The sequence below is a fragment of the Pseudomonas fluorescens genome (genome assembly GCF_000967965.1).
In the GTDB taxonomy this organism is placed as follows: domain Bacteria; phylum Pseudomonadota; class Gammaproteobacteria; order Pseudomonadales; family Pseudomonadaceae; genus Aquipseudomonas; species Aquipseudomonas grandcourensis.
Map to the genome: position 1 here is coordinate 32,290 of NZ_LACC01000002.1, position 17,123 is coordinate 49,412.

General features: G+C 56.9%; 18 protein-coding genes. 11 read left to right on the forward strand and 7 right to left on the reverse strand.

Going from position 1 to position 17,123, the window contains the following annotated elements; all coding sequences use genetic code 11:
• Nucleotides 1-49: 49 nt before the first annotated feature.
• Nucleotides 50-1,006 carry an AraC family transcriptional regulator gene (locus VC35_RS00210; protein ID WP_046037037.1) on the reverse strand — a complete coding sequence of 319 codons (957 nt, stop codon included), beginning with the start codon at nucleotides 1,004-1,006 and terminating at the stop codon, nucleotides 50-52.
• Between the two features lie 199 nt (nucleotides 1,007-1,205).
• On the opposite strand from VC35_RS00210, the gene VC35_RS00215 reads away from it, so the two are divergent.
• Nucleotides 1,206-2,159 carry a diiron oxygenase gene (locus VC35_RS00215; RefSeq protein WP_046037038.1) on the forward strand — a complete coding sequence of 318 codons (954 nt, stop codon included), beginning with the start codon at nucleotides 1,206-1,208 and terminating at the stop codon, nucleotides 2,157-2,159.
• 78 nt (nucleotides 2,160-2,237) lie between these two features.
• The gene (locus tag VC35_RS00220; protein ID WP_046037417.1) at nucleotides 2,238-2,660 is read left to right on the forward strand and encodes an MAPEG family protein; all 423 of its coding nucleotides are present in this window, start codon (nucleotides 2,238-2,240) and stop codon (nucleotides 2,658-2,660) included.
• Nucleotides 2,661-2,671: 11 nt separating this feature from the next.
• Here VC35_RS00220 and VC35_RS00225 read toward each other — a convergent pair whose 3' ends face one another.
• Together VC35_RS00225 and VC35_RS00230 are read right to left on the reverse strand one after the other, a co-directional pair.
• Nucleotides 2,672-3,064, reverse strand: coding sequence for a GFA family protein (locus VC35_RS00225; RefSeq protein WP_046037040.1), 393 nt, complete (start codon nucleotides 3,062-3,064; stop codon nucleotides 2,672-2,674).
• 34 nt (nucleotides 3,065-3,098) lie between these two features.
• Nucleotides 3,099-3,920 carry a hypothetical protein gene (locus tag VC35_RS00230; RefSeq protein WP_046037041.1) on the reverse strand — a complete coding sequence of 274 codons (822 nt, stop codon included), beginning with the start codon at nucleotides 3,918-3,920 and terminating at the stop codon, nucleotides 3,099-3,101.
• 286 nt (nucleotides 3,921-4,206) lie between these two features.
• Here VC35_RS00230 and VC35_RS00235 point away from each other — a divergent pair, with 286 nt between their 5' ends.
• The 9 genes from VC35_RS00235 (at nucleotide 4,207) to VC35_RS00275 (ending at nucleotide 12,013) form a co-directional block, all read left to right on the forward strand.
• Nucleotides 4,207-4,887 (forward strand): DUF3313 domain-containing protein, encoded by a 681-nt coding sequence (locus VC35_RS00235; RefSeq protein ID WP_046037042.1) that lies wholly within the window; start codon nucleotides 4,207-4,209, stop codon nucleotides 4,885-4,887.
• 114 nt (nucleotides 4,888-5,001) lie between these two features.
• On the forward strand, nucleotides 5,002-5,463 hold the full coding sequence (locus tag VC35_RS00240) for a YMGG-like glycine zipper-containing protein (protein ID WP_080925220.1): 462 nt from the start codon (nucleotides 5,002-5,004) through the stop codon (nucleotides 5,461-5,463).
• Nucleotides 5,464-6,147: 684 nt separating this feature from the next.
• Nucleotides 6,148-6,969: a transcriptional regulator gene (locus VC35_RS00245; RefSeq protein ID WP_046037044.1), complete on the forward strand. Its 822-nt coding sequence runs from the start codon at nucleotides 6,148-6,150 to the stop codon at nucleotides 6,967-6,969.
• Nucleotides 6,966-7,448, forward strand: a complete 483-nt coding sequence (locus tag VC35_RS00250; protein ID WP_046037045.1) for a hypothetical protein — start codon at nucleotides 6,966-6,968, stop codon at nucleotides 7,446-7,448. Before VC35_RS00245 ends, VC35_RS00250 begins: the two co-directional genes overlap by 4 nt.
• 192 nt (nucleotides 7,449-7,640) lie before the next feature.
• Nucleotides 7,641-7,931, forward strand: a complete 291-nt coding sequence (locus tag VC35_RS00255; protein ID WP_046037418.1) for a hypothetical protein — start codon at nucleotides 7,641-7,643, stop codon at nucleotides 7,929-7,931.
• A gap of 177 nt (nucleotides 7,932-8,108) precedes the next feature.
• Entirely contained in the window at nucleotides 8,109-8,441 is a 333-nt protein-coding gene (locus VC35_RS00260) for a hypothetical protein (protein ID WP_046037046.1), read from the forward strand.
• A 127-nt stretch (nucleotides 8,442-8,568) separates the two neighbouring features.
• Entirely contained in the window at nucleotides 8,569-9,582 is a 1,014-nt protein-coding gene (locus VC35_RS00265) for a helix-turn-helix domain-containing protein (protein ID WP_046037047.1), read from the forward strand.
• Between the two features lie 264 nt (nucleotides 9,583-9,846).
• Complete coding sequence (locus VC35_RS00270; protein ID WP_046037048.1) at nucleotides 9,847-11,442, forward strand: EAL domain-containing protein; 1,596 nt, start codon at nucleotides 9,847-9,849, stop codon at nucleotides 11,440-11,442.
• Between the two features lie 70 nt (nucleotides 11,443-11,512).
• Nucleotides 11,513-12,013 (forward strand): outer membrane beta-barrel protein, encoded by a 501-nt coding sequence (locus VC35_RS00275; protein WP_046037049.1) that lies wholly within the window; start codon nucleotides 11,513-11,515, stop codon nucleotides 12,011-12,013.
• A gap of 154 nt (nucleotides 12,014-12,167) precedes the next feature.
• Here the strand turns inward: VC35_RS00275 and aspT are convergent, their stop codons facing one another.
• From aspT to VC35_RS00295, 4 genes are all read right to left on the reverse strand, one after another.
• Nucleotides 12,168-13,859, reverse strand: a complete 1,692-nt coding sequence (gene aspT, locus VC35_RS00280) for an aspartate-alanine antiporter (protein ID WP_046037050.1) — start codon at nucleotides 13,857-13,859, stop codon at nucleotides 12,168-12,170.
• 27 nt (nucleotides 13,860-13,886) lie between these two features.
• Nucleotides 13,887-15,497, reverse strand: coding sequence for a mechanosensitive ion channel family protein (locus tag VC35_RS00285; RefSeq protein ID WP_046037051.1), 1,611 nt, complete (start codon nucleotides 15,495-15,497; stop codon nucleotides 13,887-13,889).
• 311 nt (nucleotides 15,498-15,808) lie between these two features.
• Entirely contained in the window at nucleotides 15,809-16,264 is a 456-nt protein-coding gene (locus VC35_RS00290) for a YMGG-like glycine zipper-containing protein (protein WP_046037420.1), read from the reverse strand.
• Nucleotides 16,265-16,539: 275 nt separating this feature from the next.
• A complete protein-coding gene (locus VC35_RS00295) occupies nucleotides 16,540-16,902 on the reverse strand; it encodes a DUF6124 family protein (protein ID WP_046037053.1) in 363 nt (120 codons plus the stop codon).
• Nucleotides 16,903-17,123: the final 221 nt, after the last annotated feature.

The window sequence follows — 17,123 nt, forward strand, 5'->3', positions numbered from 1 at the left end:
AAGGGTCAAGCCTGGTCAGGTAACCATGCAGAGCTGGCACCGGCCCCACTCATGCGGATTGTCTGCGCCAGGTGCCGGGGGATGTACCGAACTGGCGTTTGAATGCGCGACTGAACGCGGCTTCGGAATCGTAGCCAACGGCAAAGCCGATTTGCGCCACATTGCCGCGACCTTCGCGCAACTGTTGAGCCGCCACGTGCATGCGCCACAGCGTCAGGTATTGCATCGGTGGCTGTCCGACCAATGCCGTGAAGCGCTCGGCGAACACCGAGCGCGACATGCCCACCTCGAGCGCCAGGGCTTCTGCGGTCCAGCCTTCGGTTGGGCGAGCATGCAGTAGCGCCAGGGCGCGCCCGATATGCGGATCGCGCAAACCCGCCAGCCACCCGCGCCGCTCAGCGGGAAGGCTGGCGACATACTGGCCGACAGCCTCGACGAATAGCAGTTCGGATAGTTTGGCGATGACCGTTGTCGAGCCAACGCGTCCCGCCGCGATTTCACTGACAGCAAAACGGAAGGAGCTTTCGATCCAGATGCCTGAAGCCGTCGCCCGCAGGTCCAGCTTCAATAAGGAAGGCAGCGACGAAAGCAGCGGGCTGAAGGGAGTTTCCGAACCGAGGAACCCGCACAACAACTGCGTGGCCTCGCCGCCCCCGCCGTACTTGATCCTCGAAATGCCGCCGACTTCTGGCGGCTGGATGACTTCTCTGGCCGGCATGGGCGCAATGCCCAGGTCACTGCCAAAGGAATGAGCGTCGTTGCGAGGAAGCAGAACGAGTTCGCCAGCCCTTACCTCGATGGCGGCACCACCGTCGATTTGAATTTGCATGCACCCCGCGGCGACAAAGTGCGACGCAATGATGTGTCGAGGTGCCGCCAGGAACGGTTTGCAATCATCCGCCGAGATTCTGCCGTTGATGCACCAGGGCGCAGTGAGTTCCGCCTCGAGGAAGACCCCTCCAGACAACCGAATCACACGCAAGACATCAGAAAGCGCATCCAACACTTGACCGCCCTCCTTTCCGGAGTCCGGAGCAGGTATTCAGGCGCACCGGTCATTCACCGCCTGAACTGCGACGCCTAGATTAGCACCAACGCGGACTCAGCGATCGAGATTGTCCCCAGAGGTTTCACCTGAGGTCATTGGCTCCGACGTCACCCGAAATTGCCCCATTCCAACTCAACCAGGGCAGCAGGAGATCCATATGAACAGCGTCGTTACCCTACCCGGCTCAGCGTCAGGCACCACCGCCCGTTATGCGCAAATGGTCAGCTCTTCGAAAAAGTCCGAATGGCAGATCGATCGCGATCTGCTCCAGGACCGCAGTTTCGACTTCTCGCGCAAATTCCTCCCCGACGGACTGTCGCAGATCGATCGCCTGACCTTTCTCGATGGGGCCGAGGCGCGCCTGCTCAGCCAGATTCAGGGCCGGACCTATGCGTACATCTTTGGCCTGGTCGAGCGTTTCATCAGTGCCAAGATGCTCGATCAGGGTCGGGCCCATGTATTTGACAATCAACTGGCGCTTGAAGCGCTGGTGCGTTTTTCCAACGACGAGATCAAGCATCAGGAACTGTTCCGGCGCATGGAGACGATGATGAGTTCGCATTTGCCAGCAGGATATCGTCAGGTTGCCGATCCAAACGAGGTGGCGCGTGCGGTACTGGCGGCCAGCACCTGGTCGGTGCTGGCGCTGACCTGTCATATCGAGCTGTTCGTTCAGGCGCACTACGTGCAAAGCATCGCCCCGCGCGAGGAGTTGTGCCCGCTGTTCAAGGATGTCTTCAAATTCCACTGGAAGGATGAAAGCCGCCACGTCGTACTCGATGAACTGGAGTGGCGGGACGAACACGCGAAACTCTCGCCCGCCGAGCGCGACCTGGCAGTGACTGATCTGATTGCGCTGGTGGCGGCCGTGGACGCAATCCTGCAGGCACAATCGGCAGCCGATGCCGACTATTTCATCAGCAATGTTTCACGATCGTTCAGTGTCGATGAGACGGCGCAAATCAAAGCCTGCGTGCTGAGCGCCTACCGCTGGCAATACATTATCTCGGGCGTACGGCATCCACACTTCGGCCGACTGCTGACGCAGATGACAACGCCCGCACAGATGTCCCGGATTCAGACTGCACTGGCACCCATCATGAGCAATTGACCGACAGCGTGCGACCGACTGCTCGTCGGTCGCGCTGCGGGATGACGTGCTGATAATGATTGATTGAGGATGGCGGCCATGACGATACCGATGTGGATGCTGCTCGGGTTTGCGACCTGGACCTTGCTGCTGTTGATGGCAACCGTCGGGGTCTATCGCTGGGTCGGGATCCTGTTCTCCAGTGTTCCGATCGCCTCTTTCCGCAGCGATCGGCTCGAAGGCGAGGATTGGTATCGGCGCGGGACCAGGGCACACGCCAACTGTGTGGAAAACCTGCCTGTCTTTGGCGTCATCGTATTCGTGATTACAGCCCTTGATGTCAATGGCTCAGCAGTGAACTACTTGTCCACGCTCGTCCTGATCGCTCGCGTGTGCCAGTCACTGGTTCACGTATCCCATGAGCAAACCAATGCGTTCGTGGCGATTCGGTTTACCTTCTTCAGCGTTCAACTGGTGTGTTTTCTTGCACTCGTTGTCATAGCCGCTTGTTATGGAATATGACTATCTGCCCGCTAGTCCTCAAAACGCCCCGTGGAATCTCGATCGCGCTCGTAATGTCGAGTGAGCGCAAACGCCGGCAACCAAGCCTCGCGCCGTACAGTCCAGCTCTCGTAGGTTGGCGTCAACTGGTCAGGGGCATCCAGGGATCCCAGGTTCACTTCGATTTCGTCTGCGCTGCGCGAGAACACCGACGAACCGCACTGCGGACAGAAATGCCGCCCGGCGTAGTCACGGGTTTCGCCCTCGATTGTCACTGCATCCTGATGAAATATCGCGGACGCGTGGAACAGCGCCCCATGATGCTTGCGGCAGTCGAGACAGTGACAAACGCCAACCCGGAACGGGCGCCCCGACGCAACAAGGCGCACCTTGCCGCACAAACAACCGCCGGTGAATCGGTCCATGGGGTGTCTCCTCCAGGCCGTCCGAAACGGCGTATCAGCGTGGAAACAGGAGCGTCACGGCGGCGCGAAAGCCCCAGCCTTGCGGGCCGTCTTCCGGGCTGTCGAGCCAGTAGCGCGGGCCGGCCTGCACCGTCAATGGTTGACCGCCGATCTTCAACAGTTGGGTGACTGTGAGGTTGACCGGTACCGACCATTCGCGCGATTGCCAATTGTAGGTCGACTCGGTGTTCACCCCGTAGGTTGTGAGCGTATGGGTGGTGTACGAGAGGAAGGGTTGCAGGAAGGTCTGGTTGACCTTTTCCTTGTTGTCCGGCGGGCTGTCGTCCAGGCCCCAGATATGGTTGGCCAGAATGCCTCGGGTCCAGCCATTGGACTGCTTCAACGCCACCGCCGTCGGGCCGAGGCCCCATTGCTCGCTGCCGAGCAATTCATCACTGCCGGTCGGTATCAATAACGCCGGGCCACCACCGAGTATCCAGCCACTTTCCGTGGGCTTGGTTGGTGAAAAGAAAAAACTCTGGGTGATATCGCCGCTGCCGGATTTGTCCGCCGCGCCATTGGGGGCCAGGCCGTGCTGGTCGATGATCGGCAGAATGGTCCGGGAAATGAGGTTCCAGTCTTCGTTCAAGGCAAACGGCAGCACAGGCTGGATATTGGTGACGCTGTGCATGCCCTCCCCGGTCGGCCCCATCTTCTGGTCCCAGTTGTACTGCACCGGCAGGCTGTACATCGCGGCGACCGGGTTAAGGGCTTTCTTGGCCAACTCTGCCGAATCTTCGGCCTGAGCCATCGGGATGAAGCCCAACGCAACGACGAGTGTCGACGCGGTACACATCCATCCTTCTTTCAAATCCATCTCACTCACCTGTAGACGCCAAAACCGGCGTTGCAAAGGGTTAGCGTAGGCGACTGTGATCGATGTGCAATTTTTCCCGGCTCCGTGTTTAACAGTTTTTGAGAGTTATTGATTCGGATTATCCCGCCGCTACGGGCAGCATTCGGCCCGCATTGACCGGCGTGCAAGCACCTGCTTTGCGTAACCGACCGGCGAGTATCAGTGCCTGAATACAAGGCACCCGGACCAATGCCCGGGGCCAGGTCGGAACCCGAATGACAACTTTCATCACTTGAGAACCAAACACATGGGCATGTCGAACAAATGGATTGCGGGTATTGCTTTGAGCTGTGTATTTCAGGTCGGCTGTGTCTCGAAAGTCGCGCAGCAAGAGCAATACTCGGGCTTCCTGGGCAATTACCAGGGCCTGGAGGAGCAAACTACGCCGAGTGAGCAGAAAGTATTGCGCTGGGTATCGCCCGGGTTCGATCCTCGTGCGTACTCCACTGTGGTGTTCAGGCAGATGGAACTGTACCCATCGCCGCAGCCGACCGCGCGCGTCAGCCTGAAGACCCTGCAAGACCTGCAATTGATGGCCAGCGACAGCGTCAAGCTCGCCTTTGCCCGCCGCTATACGATCGTCCCTTATCCGCAGCTGGCGCCGACCGATTCGCGGTCGCTGATCCTGCAAGCGGCGATCACTCACGTCAGCGCCAATAATGAAGGCATGCACTGGTATGAGGCTGTTCCGATCGGCGCCATTGTCGGGGCGACACAAGCAGCCACCGGGCATCGGGATCAGACCGCCGAGATGTACATCGAAGCCAACCTGATCGACGCCAAAACCGGTATGCCGGTCGCGAAGATCGTGCGCAAGGTATTCGGCGAGACCGTCAAGAATGCCGAGCAGCCGATTGTTGCCAATGACTTCAAGGTTGCACTCAAAGGCATGACAGACGATATGCAGGCCCTCCTCCTCAAGCGTTGACGCTCAGGCAGACCCCATCGCAAGCAGACCGGCATGGGGTTTCAATGTGATACCCCGCCGCGTTTTCCCTCTGACAAACCGTTAGCCGTGCCAACGCCTGACGCGAGACTCATGATGAAAATACCGGCCCATACCCTGGCGATCCTGATGCTGTTGCTGAGCACCAGCGCCCTGGCGGCGACAGTGATTCCCCTCAAAGGTCAGACCTCCCAGACCATCCAGCAGGACACCAGTGCCTGCCAGTCCCAGGCCAACGCGCAACATCCGGTGCAAAGCACCGTGCCCTCCGGTGGCCGGGTCAAGGGCGCCGCAACCGCAGCGGTAGCCGGTGCGACGGCGGCAGAAGTTCGCGGTCGTCAACATGAAAACCTCTATGACCAGATCGACGACGATACCAAGCAAGACTATCGCCAGAACCGGGCACACAGTGCCGCAGTTGCCGGCGCCGTCGTGGGGGGCTCCAGGCAACGCCAGGAGCGCCGGCAGAATCTGAGTGAGAGCGAACAAAGCGTTACCGCCAACAACTCCGTCTACAGCAGCTGCCTGCAACAACGTGGCTACGATGTCTTGCCTTGATCGGCGACGACAATGGCGTGAAGCGTTTGTCTCCCTGTAGTCATGCTCTCTTCCTGGTTTCTGGCCGCCTGCGCCTTCTTAAAAAAAAACCCCGGGCCCTTTATGAAAGGACCCGGGGCAAAGCCGTAGAACGAGAGGTGAGGATCGTTTACGCCGCGACAAACAAACCAAGACCGCGATGTGCGTCAACGCTCCTCGAGATCCATTTAAATCGGTAACGTCCCTGGTTCAAAGCTAATAAGAATCAAAAATAATCCTTAACAAGCCACGCACACAAAAACACAATCATTTATTTGTATCCTGATAGTTCAGGCTGCAATTGAAGCCTGTCGAAACAGCCAAGTTAGTTCATTCAGGCGTGGCTGCGCGCAAACCCACCTGCCCCAGCTTGCAGTTTTCGGATAGCGCAGTTAATCCATTCCAAGCATTATTCGCGGTGTCCAAATCGAAAACCATGGGTCAACCAGCAATGCTTTTCCTTTGTATGATTGAACTGATACCTCTGACAGGCAGGGCTGTTTGCCGAACCGCACGCCTCTGAAACGAGACATTCCAGCATTGTAAATGCAACACACAGTGCTCCTTCCGCCTGGCCCTCATCTTCGTTCACTTCCCAGACCAGAATGTACCGAGCCAAATCCGGCCCCTATACTCAGGCCAGCACCGCCTGAACGGAAGATTTCTATGAGCTACACCTTCAAGTTGAAAAATGGCGCCGTGGCGGTATTCGACCCCGACAACGCCATGCTTTCCATTACAACACCCCATGGAGATGTACAGAATTCCACGCTAGGTAGAGCTGAGTCGCGTCTGTTGGACCTGCTGCTCATGGAGCCAGGTGTCACCAAAAGCCGCGATGAAATCATCGACTACACCTGGAATGACCGCGTGGTTGCCTCCGGCAGTTTGAACCAAACGGTTTTCTCACTACGCAATATTCTCAATGACAGTCGGGATCACGAGATCTTGATGACTGTTCCTCGACGAGGATATTGCTTCAACCGGCAGTGTGTCGTCGATGCACAAGCAGATGTACCAGCACCCGGAGCGGAAACAGCGCAGCCACCCGCGCCCATCACTGAGCAACTACCGCCACCGGGTGGTGATGAAATACTGGCACCTTCAGGTAAAATCAGTAAATCCACCCGCATTACAAAGGCCCAACTGATCGCTTATGTCGTTACGTTGGCAGTCGTTGCCTTTACTATTTTTCAATTCGACTTCGACGCGCCAAAAATTGAAATTTCCAGTATCGACAAGAATGGACTGGTCATACACGCCGTGGGCAGCGATCTTGCCGAGGCTCAAACGCTGATGGATCTGTCGGTCAAACAAACTGAACAGCTACCGCCAAACCTGAAGGGCCAGGTCTGGATCAACCTGTATAAAGCCAATTATTCCGTTTCGTGCATCCGCCAGGATCAAAGCACTGCAAATCTGCAATTGAACAGCAGTGAAAGAGACCTCGCCTTGATGATTCGTCAATGTTTGGAAGTCACCTTATGAAGTTTGAATTTCCGCAAGCCGTTCACTGGCCTCTTATAGGCTTGATCAATGCGATCTGCATTTTTTTTCTTGTCTACTCTCCTTCGCACTACATGGAAAATATCAGCTACCAGACAAAATCCCGACAATGGCTGGAGGATCTCAACCAACTCAACACCGAAGAGTACCTCACTATCGGGCATGGCCGGCTCACTGGAACCACGCTGGAAAGCCTGAATGGAAAAATCCGCAATGCGACCATCTCGGCCAATATAATCGGAGAAAGCAATACACACGTCGAGATCAAAGTCAGCAATATCAAACTCAGCCAGGACAATGAACTTTTTGCCATTGAAAAGACCCCTGACCTGTTCTTCAGGCGTCAATACGTCTTGCAGGAAGGCGCCATTCTAAACTACGAATTGATCCCGACCCAGGATAAAAGCGCCGTGTGTTTTTACATCCATGAACTTGGCCGCTTGCGCTGCATGAACCATTAATCAGCCTCCCGAACCGACTCGACACCCGCCTGGCACAGGTTCTCATCAAAGATTCTTCAAACAAAAATAATACTTATTGATTTGAATCAAACGTCCCTCCTGCCAAAAATCCCTCGCCGATAATCCTTGGAATCGAGCCTGCTTGACTCTCGCCCGGGACAATGCCCTATACAGGAGAATCAAGTGAAAACCATGCATTTCCTGCGTACCCGCAAATCGACGACTTTCGGATTCCTGGCGGTCTTTTTTCTGTCTGCCATGCCACTTTATTCGTTGGCACACGACGAGCGTTCCGTCGAAAGCACGACCATTGAATATTATGAAATTGAAACAAGCCCGGATGACAGCCAGAAACTGTCGCATCTGAAAATCCACAGTGATAATGAGTATCAAACGGACGAACAGAACAGTGATTCTGCTCTCCCTGCCCCGCCACAAAGTGATGCCGGCATGAGCTACGCCAACAGGCTCATACTACTCTGAGCAGCGTTGTATTCGCAGGGGCAAGCAGTGACTGACCTCTTCCGGCGACCTGGCAAATATGAGTTATTGACTTTGGCAGGCACCATCGAAGTGAGATTATTTGCAGCCCAAGTCGTGGCAGAGATGCAGCTGACATTCTGCTCTGCCTGAATCAACTGTTAATAAGGAATCGCCTCGATGCTACTGAAAAATTTCGTCACCGTATCGTTTGGTTTATTGCTTTCCCTCAAGGCCATGGCCGACGACAAGGGCGTCTACAGTGCCAAATTGACGAGTGTCGAAACCAACAAGAAGGCCCCAAGTACCGTGAAAACTGGCTATCAGGTAAAAACCGGTTATCGTATTGACGACTTTTACTCCTTTACCGTTGCAGCCATTGACCCGATGAAACCCCAATCGCAGATCTTCAGTTCGAAAATCGATCCGCGCAACGTTCAACACATGGACGACTCACCGTTGGACTGCAAGTACGCATTTTCGGCGGAGCTGGAACTGATCCGGGGACTCTGACAACCCGATCAAAGCCGATGGAAACGGGGTCGAACTTACCGACAGAAAGAACGCCCAATCGCGTATCTTCTCCATGACTGCCCGTCAGGCTTGACCCTAATCATTTAACAGATGAGCCTTAAAATTCATGAGTATCGCACCGCCCGACGAGATCTTTCATTTGTCTTCTGCCTTGCCGAGCCAACTGAATAGAACAATAGGCAATTGGGAAATGAGCCTTATCCCGATTGAGCATGAGGCGCGCATTCGGCAACACAAACTCTTTCACAGCCCCGAACTGCAGTGCAGTCGCCTTGAGTTCGACTCATCCGTGACCCTGGTCAGTTCTGTTCCTGCCGGATTCGTGACATTCGCCATCTCCCAGGCCCCGATTGGTCGCCCCGTCGTAAACGATCACAAACTACGGCCTGACGAAGTCATCGTATTGCACAGCGATGAATCAGTGCATTACACCTGCGAACCGAATGAAACACTTTTCACCATCACCACGACACTGGGGCACTATGACCGATGCCGCCAAGATCACTCTGTCATAGATATCCTTGCAAACCGGACAAACCACAGCTATCAGGCTGAAAACTTTCAATTCATTCAATCGGCCATTCAAGCCATCAGTGCTTGCTGTGTCGATATCAACGACACGGCTTCAGCAGAACGCGATGAAGCACAATGCTCTGCGATTGGAAGTGCGGTGCTTGCTTCACTATTGCAATCGTTGACACCCGCAGGCGGTGTCAGGCGCAAAGTCCCGACAAGAAGAAAGGTGGCGATAGAAGCCATACAGTACATTCATGAAAACACAAAAAAAACGCTCACTATAAAGTCGCTCGTAAGGCAACTTGAAACCACCACACGCACTCTGCATTTTGGCTTCATTGAAACGTTCGGGATGTCGCCAATCGCATACATCAGAAACTTGAGACTCGCCAGTGCCCGTCGCGACCTGATCAATAAAACCTGGCCCACCGTGACAGAAACCGCGATGTTCTGGAACTTTCACCATCTTGGCCGGTTTTCCAAGGCGTATCAGATCGCTTACGGAGAGACGCCGTCGGAAACGGCCAGGCGCAACACCGCCAGGCCCAGGAACCCGACCTCACCCGTTTACAATCAGGTCGCTGGGGTTAGAAATTATCGTTAACAGGCATTTACCAAATGCTCCGTAAATGATGATTTATGACTTTCCTCGATTAACCGCAGATATCCAAAATTGCTTATTTGCCTACTCAAGGAGATAAGCATGCAACATCGAATAAACACGCTGCCACTCAAGCAGAAAATCGCACTGTGCATTACCCTCTATGCAAGTGGCATCTTATTGGCCTGGGTCATTGACTGGTACTGAAGTCGTTTAATCCGCGACTACAGGATGCACAGTGAAATAATGATACCTCGGGGTTTTTCGATGGTTGCCGCATATAAAGCGTTACTTGGAAGGCACGCAGTCACTGTCTGTCTGATTGCTGCAGCAGGCTGGGCCGCATGGTTCTGTGCTGGAGGGCTCGCGGAACAATTCATTTCACGGAAGTTGAATAACGTTTATGCCGATCTACGTGCGGCTCAAGTGGAGCCCAATGCGCAGATCGACAAAGTACTGGAAACCCTCGACGATCTTGATCGCTCGAGTCAGGAATGCTCCGCCGAGCAATACTCGCAACTGGCTGACCTGGTCAAAAACCTGCGATTTGTTGATCAAGCGGCAATCCAGTTGCCCAATGGCAAGATCTGTTCCTCCTACGGACAAGAACTCCCGTCGATACTGGCCGGTAGCGAGAAACGCAAGTTCTCCGTTGGAAAGCGAACCTACTGGGTGGACTCTGCTCACACGGATTCTGCGGACACCGACTTTATCATTGTGTCGGAACAGTCAACCTACGTCTGGGCAAACAAGAAAATCCTGCTCGACAATTTGAAGTTTCCCGAGGACCTGCAACTGGACCTCATAGGCCCCGGCGGTGCAGTGCCCATTGCCTCTACGGGCCCCAGGCCGCTGACGGTGCAGAAGCCATTCCACCTGGAAGAACTGGTTACCTCGGCAGACAAGGTCCTCATCGCCTTTGCGGGCAACCGAAATGAACTGATCGCTGTCATTTCTCTTCCGCTGAGCTACCTGACGGTCCTCAAATTCAAATTATTCATTGGTCTTGCGTGCGTGTTCGTAGCGCTGCTCTTGCTCGCAAGGTGTGCTCAACGGCATTACACCTCGACCGCCGTACGGCTTCGCAATGCCCTGAAAGCCAACACGCTGGGTGTTCACTACCAGCCAATCGTCAACTTGAAGACCGGCTATCTGGTGGGCGCCGAATCACTTTCCCACTGGAACGACAACGGCACCCAAGTGCCTGCGGATGTTTTCATTGCGGTGGCGGAGAAGTCTGACCTGATCCGCAAACTTACGCGTTCGGTGATTCGACAAGTGGCCGAGGATTACAGCACCTACCTTTGGGCCTGCAAGGACTTTTACATTACGGTCAATCTTTGCGCCCAGGATATTCAGGACCCGAGCTTCCCCGACTATGTGGCCAGCGTGCTCGCAACCTACAACATGCCTGCGTCCGCCATGACGTTTGAAATCACCGAAAGGACCTTGCTCGATCAGAAGCCTGCCGCCATGCAATTGCGACGGCTTCGTGCGTGTGGACATCGCATTGCCGTGGACGACTTCGGTATCGGCTATTCCAACCTCTCGCTTCTGGATTCGGTGCCTTTCGACATTCTGAAAATAGATCGCTCGTTCATCGCAGACGACAAGATCGCGGCCAAGGATGCCCTGTGGCGCCACATTGCCCATCTGGCCAAGTCGCTGAGACTCAAGGTCGTAGCCGAAGGTGTAGAGACTCAGGAGCAACTGCCGCATCTGGTTTCGGAGGGGGTTCTACTGGCGCAAGGCTGGTTGTTCTCCAAAGCGCTGCCAATCCAGGCGTTGGCAAGACGCTACTTTCAATGCCCGGCAAACATCCCGCCCTACGACCCCAAAATATCAATCAATGACTTCTATTAACCCCTGATGGCCCCTCAAATGCTCGCCGAACCCTAACACCAGACAACCCTGTACAAGGACTCCACCACACATGCTACTTCGAAACCTTGGCTTCGCTTCACTGCTATCGCTGCTGTCTTTTCAGGCGCTCGCTGATGACAAAGGTTTATACCTTGGAGCGGGCGTAAGCAGCATACAGACCGACGAATCCAGACTGGACGACGACGACACCAGCTACAAGGTTTATGCCGGGTATCGCGTCAATAGCTACCTGGCCTTCGAGGGCGCCTACGTCGATCTCGGTCAATTCAAGGACAAAAATGTCGATTTCGAAGGCAAATCGGCTCAGGCTGCCGCCCATGTCGGCTTTCCGCTGGGTGATCGGATGCGGGTGTTCGGCAGTGTCGGTGCTCATGCCTGGGACGCCGACGGCAATGCCACCGACGACGATACCGGGGTTGATCTGACCTACGGTGTCGGCCTGGAGGTCGATGTCTTTCGCAACATCGGCCTGCGCGCTGAATACGAAGTTCTGGAGGTCGGAGAGATCGACCTGAACCAGACGACCGCATCCGCCTACATGCTTTTCTGACACCGCTACAACTGAGCGGCCTTGCGGGTCGCTCAACGCACCCTGCGCAACGTCCCCCGCCCTGGCACCGGGCCCGATAACCGGTGCTCAAGTGTGCCTTTGCTCCCGCAATACACCCTCCCTCGCCACAGCAGTCACTACGGTTGCAAAATCGCTACCCCGCCACCACAAACACAATGATCGGCCCACACACCGCCAGCAACACATTGGAAATCGCATAACACACGGTAAAACCAATCACCGGGGTGTTGCTGCCAGACTGTTCGATGATCTTGTTCATCGACGCCGCTTCGGTCTGCGCACCGGCCAGGGCGCCGAACAGGATCATCGGGGGCAGGCGCAACACATAGCGGCCGAAGTACAGCGCCACCAGCGGTGGCACGATGGTGACCACGGCGCCGGACAGCAGCAATGCCAGGCCTTGTTCCTTCATCGCGGCAAATGCTGCCGGGCCCGCCAGCAGGCCGACCACCGCGCCGAACGCGGTCAAGCCGAATTCGGAAAACGCCCATTGCGCGGCGGGCGGCAACGCGCCGATTTCCGGGTGGCGCGAGTTGTACCAGCCGATCACCAGCGCGGCGACCAACACTCCGCCACCGATGCCCAGCTCCACGGGGATCATCCCGACATGGGTCGACAACAGCCCCAGCAACGAGCCCAGCACCATGCCAAGGGCGTGCACGGCGATGTCACTCTTGTAGTTGTTCTCGCGAATCCGCCCTAACCGCTTGGCCACCGCCTCGACACTGGCGGTGCGGCCGGTCAGGGTGATCACGTCGCCTCGACGCAGCACGGTGTTGGGCAGCAAGGGCAACTCGTAGCCCTGGCGGGTGATGGTATTGATGAAGCAGCCCAGACGCCTGGCGCTTTCCAACCGGCTTTTTGCCTGATGGATTGTCTTGCCGGCGAACTCAGGCGAAGTCACGACGATGTCCACCTCGCGGGTGGGGAAAGACAAGGATTCGGCATGGTCGATTTCCGGCCCGATCCACTGGGTGAGCGTGCCCACGGCTTCGCGCAAGGCGTAGACCCCGACGATATCCCCGGCCATCAGCGTGAAAGCCTCGTCACGCTCGAAGACTTTGCCTGCACGCACCACGCGCTCGACAGTCAGCGACTCGTACTGTTTCTCCACATCGGCAATGCGCTGCCCATTCGCCGAACCGTTGGCGGCCACCTGATGGGCACGCACGACAATGCGGGTGTAAGGCACGGTGATCGCGTCTTCTTCCTTGGCGATACCCAGCTCCAGTTCCAGCTCCCGTGCCGACGCCTTGAGGTCCACACCCAGCAGCTTCGGAGCAATGCTGCCGACGAAGACGATCAGGCCGATGGTGCCGAACAGGTACGTGATCGCGTAGGCAATCGCCATGTGGCTGTTGAGTTGGGCCCTGGCCGCGGTGTCGATCGACAGTTGATTGATGGCGCTGGTGGCGGTGCCCATGATCGCCGTATCGGTCAGTGCGCCGGCCCCGAGCCCGGCGGTGAAACCGGCGTCGAAGTCGAACACCGCATTCATCAGCAGGATCGCCGCCAGCGCCGTCCCGCACAGCACCACGCTCAACACCACCAGTTTCAGCGTCCCGCGATTGAGGCTGCCGAAAAACTCCGGCCCGCTCTTGAAGCCGACCGCGTAGATGAACATCACGAAAAACACCGACTTCAATCCGGTCGGCACTTCCAGCCCGATCTGGCCGATCAGCAGCCCCATCAGCAGCGCACCGGCCACGGAACCGAGGTGAAAACTGCCGATGTGGATGCGCCCGATGAACACGCCCAGGGCAATGGCCAGGAACACCGCGATTTCCGGGTCAGTCCGCAGGGCGTGGAGAATGAACTCAAGCATGGTGCGAACTCCCTTTCAGGCGAAAAATCACGGTTCCTTCGGTTCTTGTGCCGGGGCCGGGTACCACTTGTCCCTGGGCACCCATTTCTCTTGTAGCGGATCGCCCAGGTAGTGCGGCGACATGATCTGCACGCCGTACTCGTTGAACACATCCTGGATGTTGGCGTGCAGCATGCTCAGCAGCACGGCGCGCGGCCGAGGCTGGCTGGGAATGGCCTGGGCCACCAACCGGTATTCCGGGTAGAAGTCCGACAATGCCGTCTGGAATACCTGGGCCGGCGGCACTTCGAGAATCCCCGGCGTGCGTTTCGCGGCCTCCAGCAGCATCGCCTCCACCTGCCGCCACGGCGTGTCGTAGCCGATGGTCACGATGGTGTCGACCACGTAACCGGGGCCTTGTACCACCCGCGAGTAGTTCTTGGTGACGGAACCGGTGATCATCGAGTTGGGCAGGGTCAGCACCTCGCCCAGGCCGGTGCGAATGCTGGTGGTGAACATGCCCAGTTCAGTCACCGTGCCTTCGTAGTCGCCGATGCGCACAAATTCGCCGGGGCGCAGGGTTCGGGTGTAGGTCAGGATCAACCCCGCCGCCGCCTGGCCTACCACGCTGGTGGCGCCCAGGGAAATCATCAGGCCGATCAACACCGACAAGCCTTTGAAGGCATCGGTGCCGGCACCTGGCAGGTACGGATAGGCCATGGCCAGGGCAAACAGCCAGATCGCCAGGGATGTGAGGCGTTGGGTCGGTTGCAGGGTTTCATGGTTCAGCCAGCTGAGAGTTCCCGGTGCAGCCATGCGCCGCAGTATCCGCCGCATGAACGCCGTTGCGCCGCGGGCGATGAAGAAGATCGCCAGCGCCACGCCCAGCCCGGGTATGGCACCGACGATCCCTTGCAGCAGATATTCGCCGAGTTCCAGCAGATAGTTGTTGAGGCTCTCTCCCCAGGGACGGGTATAGGGAAAGCGCGACAGGACAAAGCCCAGCCATTCGTACGTCAGCAGCAACACGACGATCCAGCGCACCAGCTCCAGCAAGCGGCTGGCCAACGGATACAGGTAATTGGCGTCGACCAGCGGAACCCGTCCGACTTTCAGGGCCTGGGTGTGCCGATGCATCAGTTCAGGCAGTTTCTTCAGCGCTCTGCGCCGCAGGTACGACATGCCGAACAGCAGCGCGATGTAAACGCCTGTGGCGATCAACGCGGCGACTACGGAGCGTAGGATCAACTGCAGGCTACGGGCCTCCCGGGTTTCGGCCACAACCTGGCGCAGCCGGTCGGCCGCGGCTTCGGCGGCCTGCTGTACCGTGTCGTACTCGGTCTCGTCGAAATCCTTGGGCGAAACGATAAAAGCGCGCCGGCTACCCAGCAGCACCATGTAGCTTTTCATGATCGGGTCGATGGTGACATTGAGGTCGTCGGCGTCGTCCAGCTCTTCACCGATCACCGCTTTCGCCCGTTTGACCCGGGAGGCCGGGGCCTCACCGAGGATGGTCGCGCGAAACACCATGATGCTGCGGTTGGCCACTTTCAATTCAACGGGAGCATCAACCACTTTCGGCGCGTCTTCGGCCCACAGCTGCACCGACCAAAACATCCCGAAAACAGTAAACATTACAGCGAGCAGCCTGCTCCGCATGTGTCGGATCCTTACTTCACAAAATTCAAATCGAGGGTACGTACCGCAGCGTAGTTCACCGATGAACGGTTGTCAGATTTGAGCTACAGGCAGTTTCCCCATGGGTCTTTTCCCTTGAAACAATGCCCCGACACCCGCCCATGAAAGTGGCTCAAGCAGCAGAAAGTGCGTTCCTGGCTCGATCCCGAAAACACTGAAGATCCCTGCGGGAGCGAGCTTGCTCGCGATAGCGGTGGGTCAGGCACCGGGATGTCGAATGTGCCGACGCCATCGCGAGCAAGCTCGCTCCCACAGTGTGTTGGGTACCTGATTTAAGGATTGACCTGATAACCCTTGCCCTGCAGACAACTGCTGTAAGCCGACGCGGTATTCGCCTGGGTGGTTTTCTCGTCCGCCCGACGTTCCTGACGCTGGCGCGAGCCACCGACAACCATACCGGCCGCGGCGGTTTCCTTGGCGCGGTCCTGGCGGACGTTCTGTTTCACGTCACTGTCGACACGATCATCATACGCATCGTGCTGATTACTGCGCACACCAGACGCCACGGCGCCGGCTGCAGCCCCCACCGCCGCCCCTTTGACCCGCCCGCCGGATGGCTGCGAGGACGTCGATGAAGCCTGACTGTTGGCAATGCTGTTGCATTCGTTGATGTCGGCCTGGGTTTGTTGCGAACTTTGCCCTTTCATCGGCACTACTGATTGTGCCCATCCCGGGCTACTCAAAACCGACAATGCGATGCACAGGCAGACCGGTGAAAACCTTTTCATGATGACCTCCGACAGGCTTGCCACAACGGGCAAGCCTTGGGGCGACTGGCGGATGGCAAGCGACGTCATGCGTCGCCCTGCTGATCGGGTGGAACAACTGAAAAGTGTAGTTCAACGGTCCCGCCGAGAAGGACTTCCGAACAAGCGGTGGGTGTTGTGTGGGAGCGAGCCTGCTCGCGAAGGCGGTCGACCAGCCAGCATCTATGCCGGGAGTACTGGCGCCATCGCGAGCAGGCTCGCTCCTACAGGTCTATCGGTGATCTGGAGACTTGTGGTTACTCAGGCGGATCGAGCTGATCCAGCGCCCGGTTCACCGCCAGTTCGCCGAGCATGATCACTTGCGCAATGCCCAGCAGCGCATTGCGGCTGCTGCCTTGCAGATGATCCACCAGATCAGTGGCCATGACATTGGCCGACGCCAGCGATTCACAGGCATGCACCAGTAAGGTCTCGACATTGAGTTCGGGATTGACGATGAACATGGAGCTGGGTTTACGCGGCGTGGCCATGATGCCGGGGCCGGGTTTGAGGTAATGATCGAGGGCGCGCTCGGCGGCTTCGTGGAGTTTTTGGGAGTCGAGGCTTTCGTACGGGGATGTCGGATCGGTGTCCGGCGGGTTGGGTGTGACTTTGAACATAGTGAAACTCCAGTACTTATAAGTTGGAGCCATCACTTTCGCTACCAAACGAATGGTGGTGGCCATGCACAGGTTGGTAGACCGGAGTACTGGAGCCGGCGCCTCCGAAGAGGCCCTGCGCATGACCACCATAAAAAGCAAAGACCAAAACATGCATCTGCTTGATGTGTCGCGCGCCAGACTCCGGGCTACCAAACCCGATCGCTGTTGTTTTCCAGCGA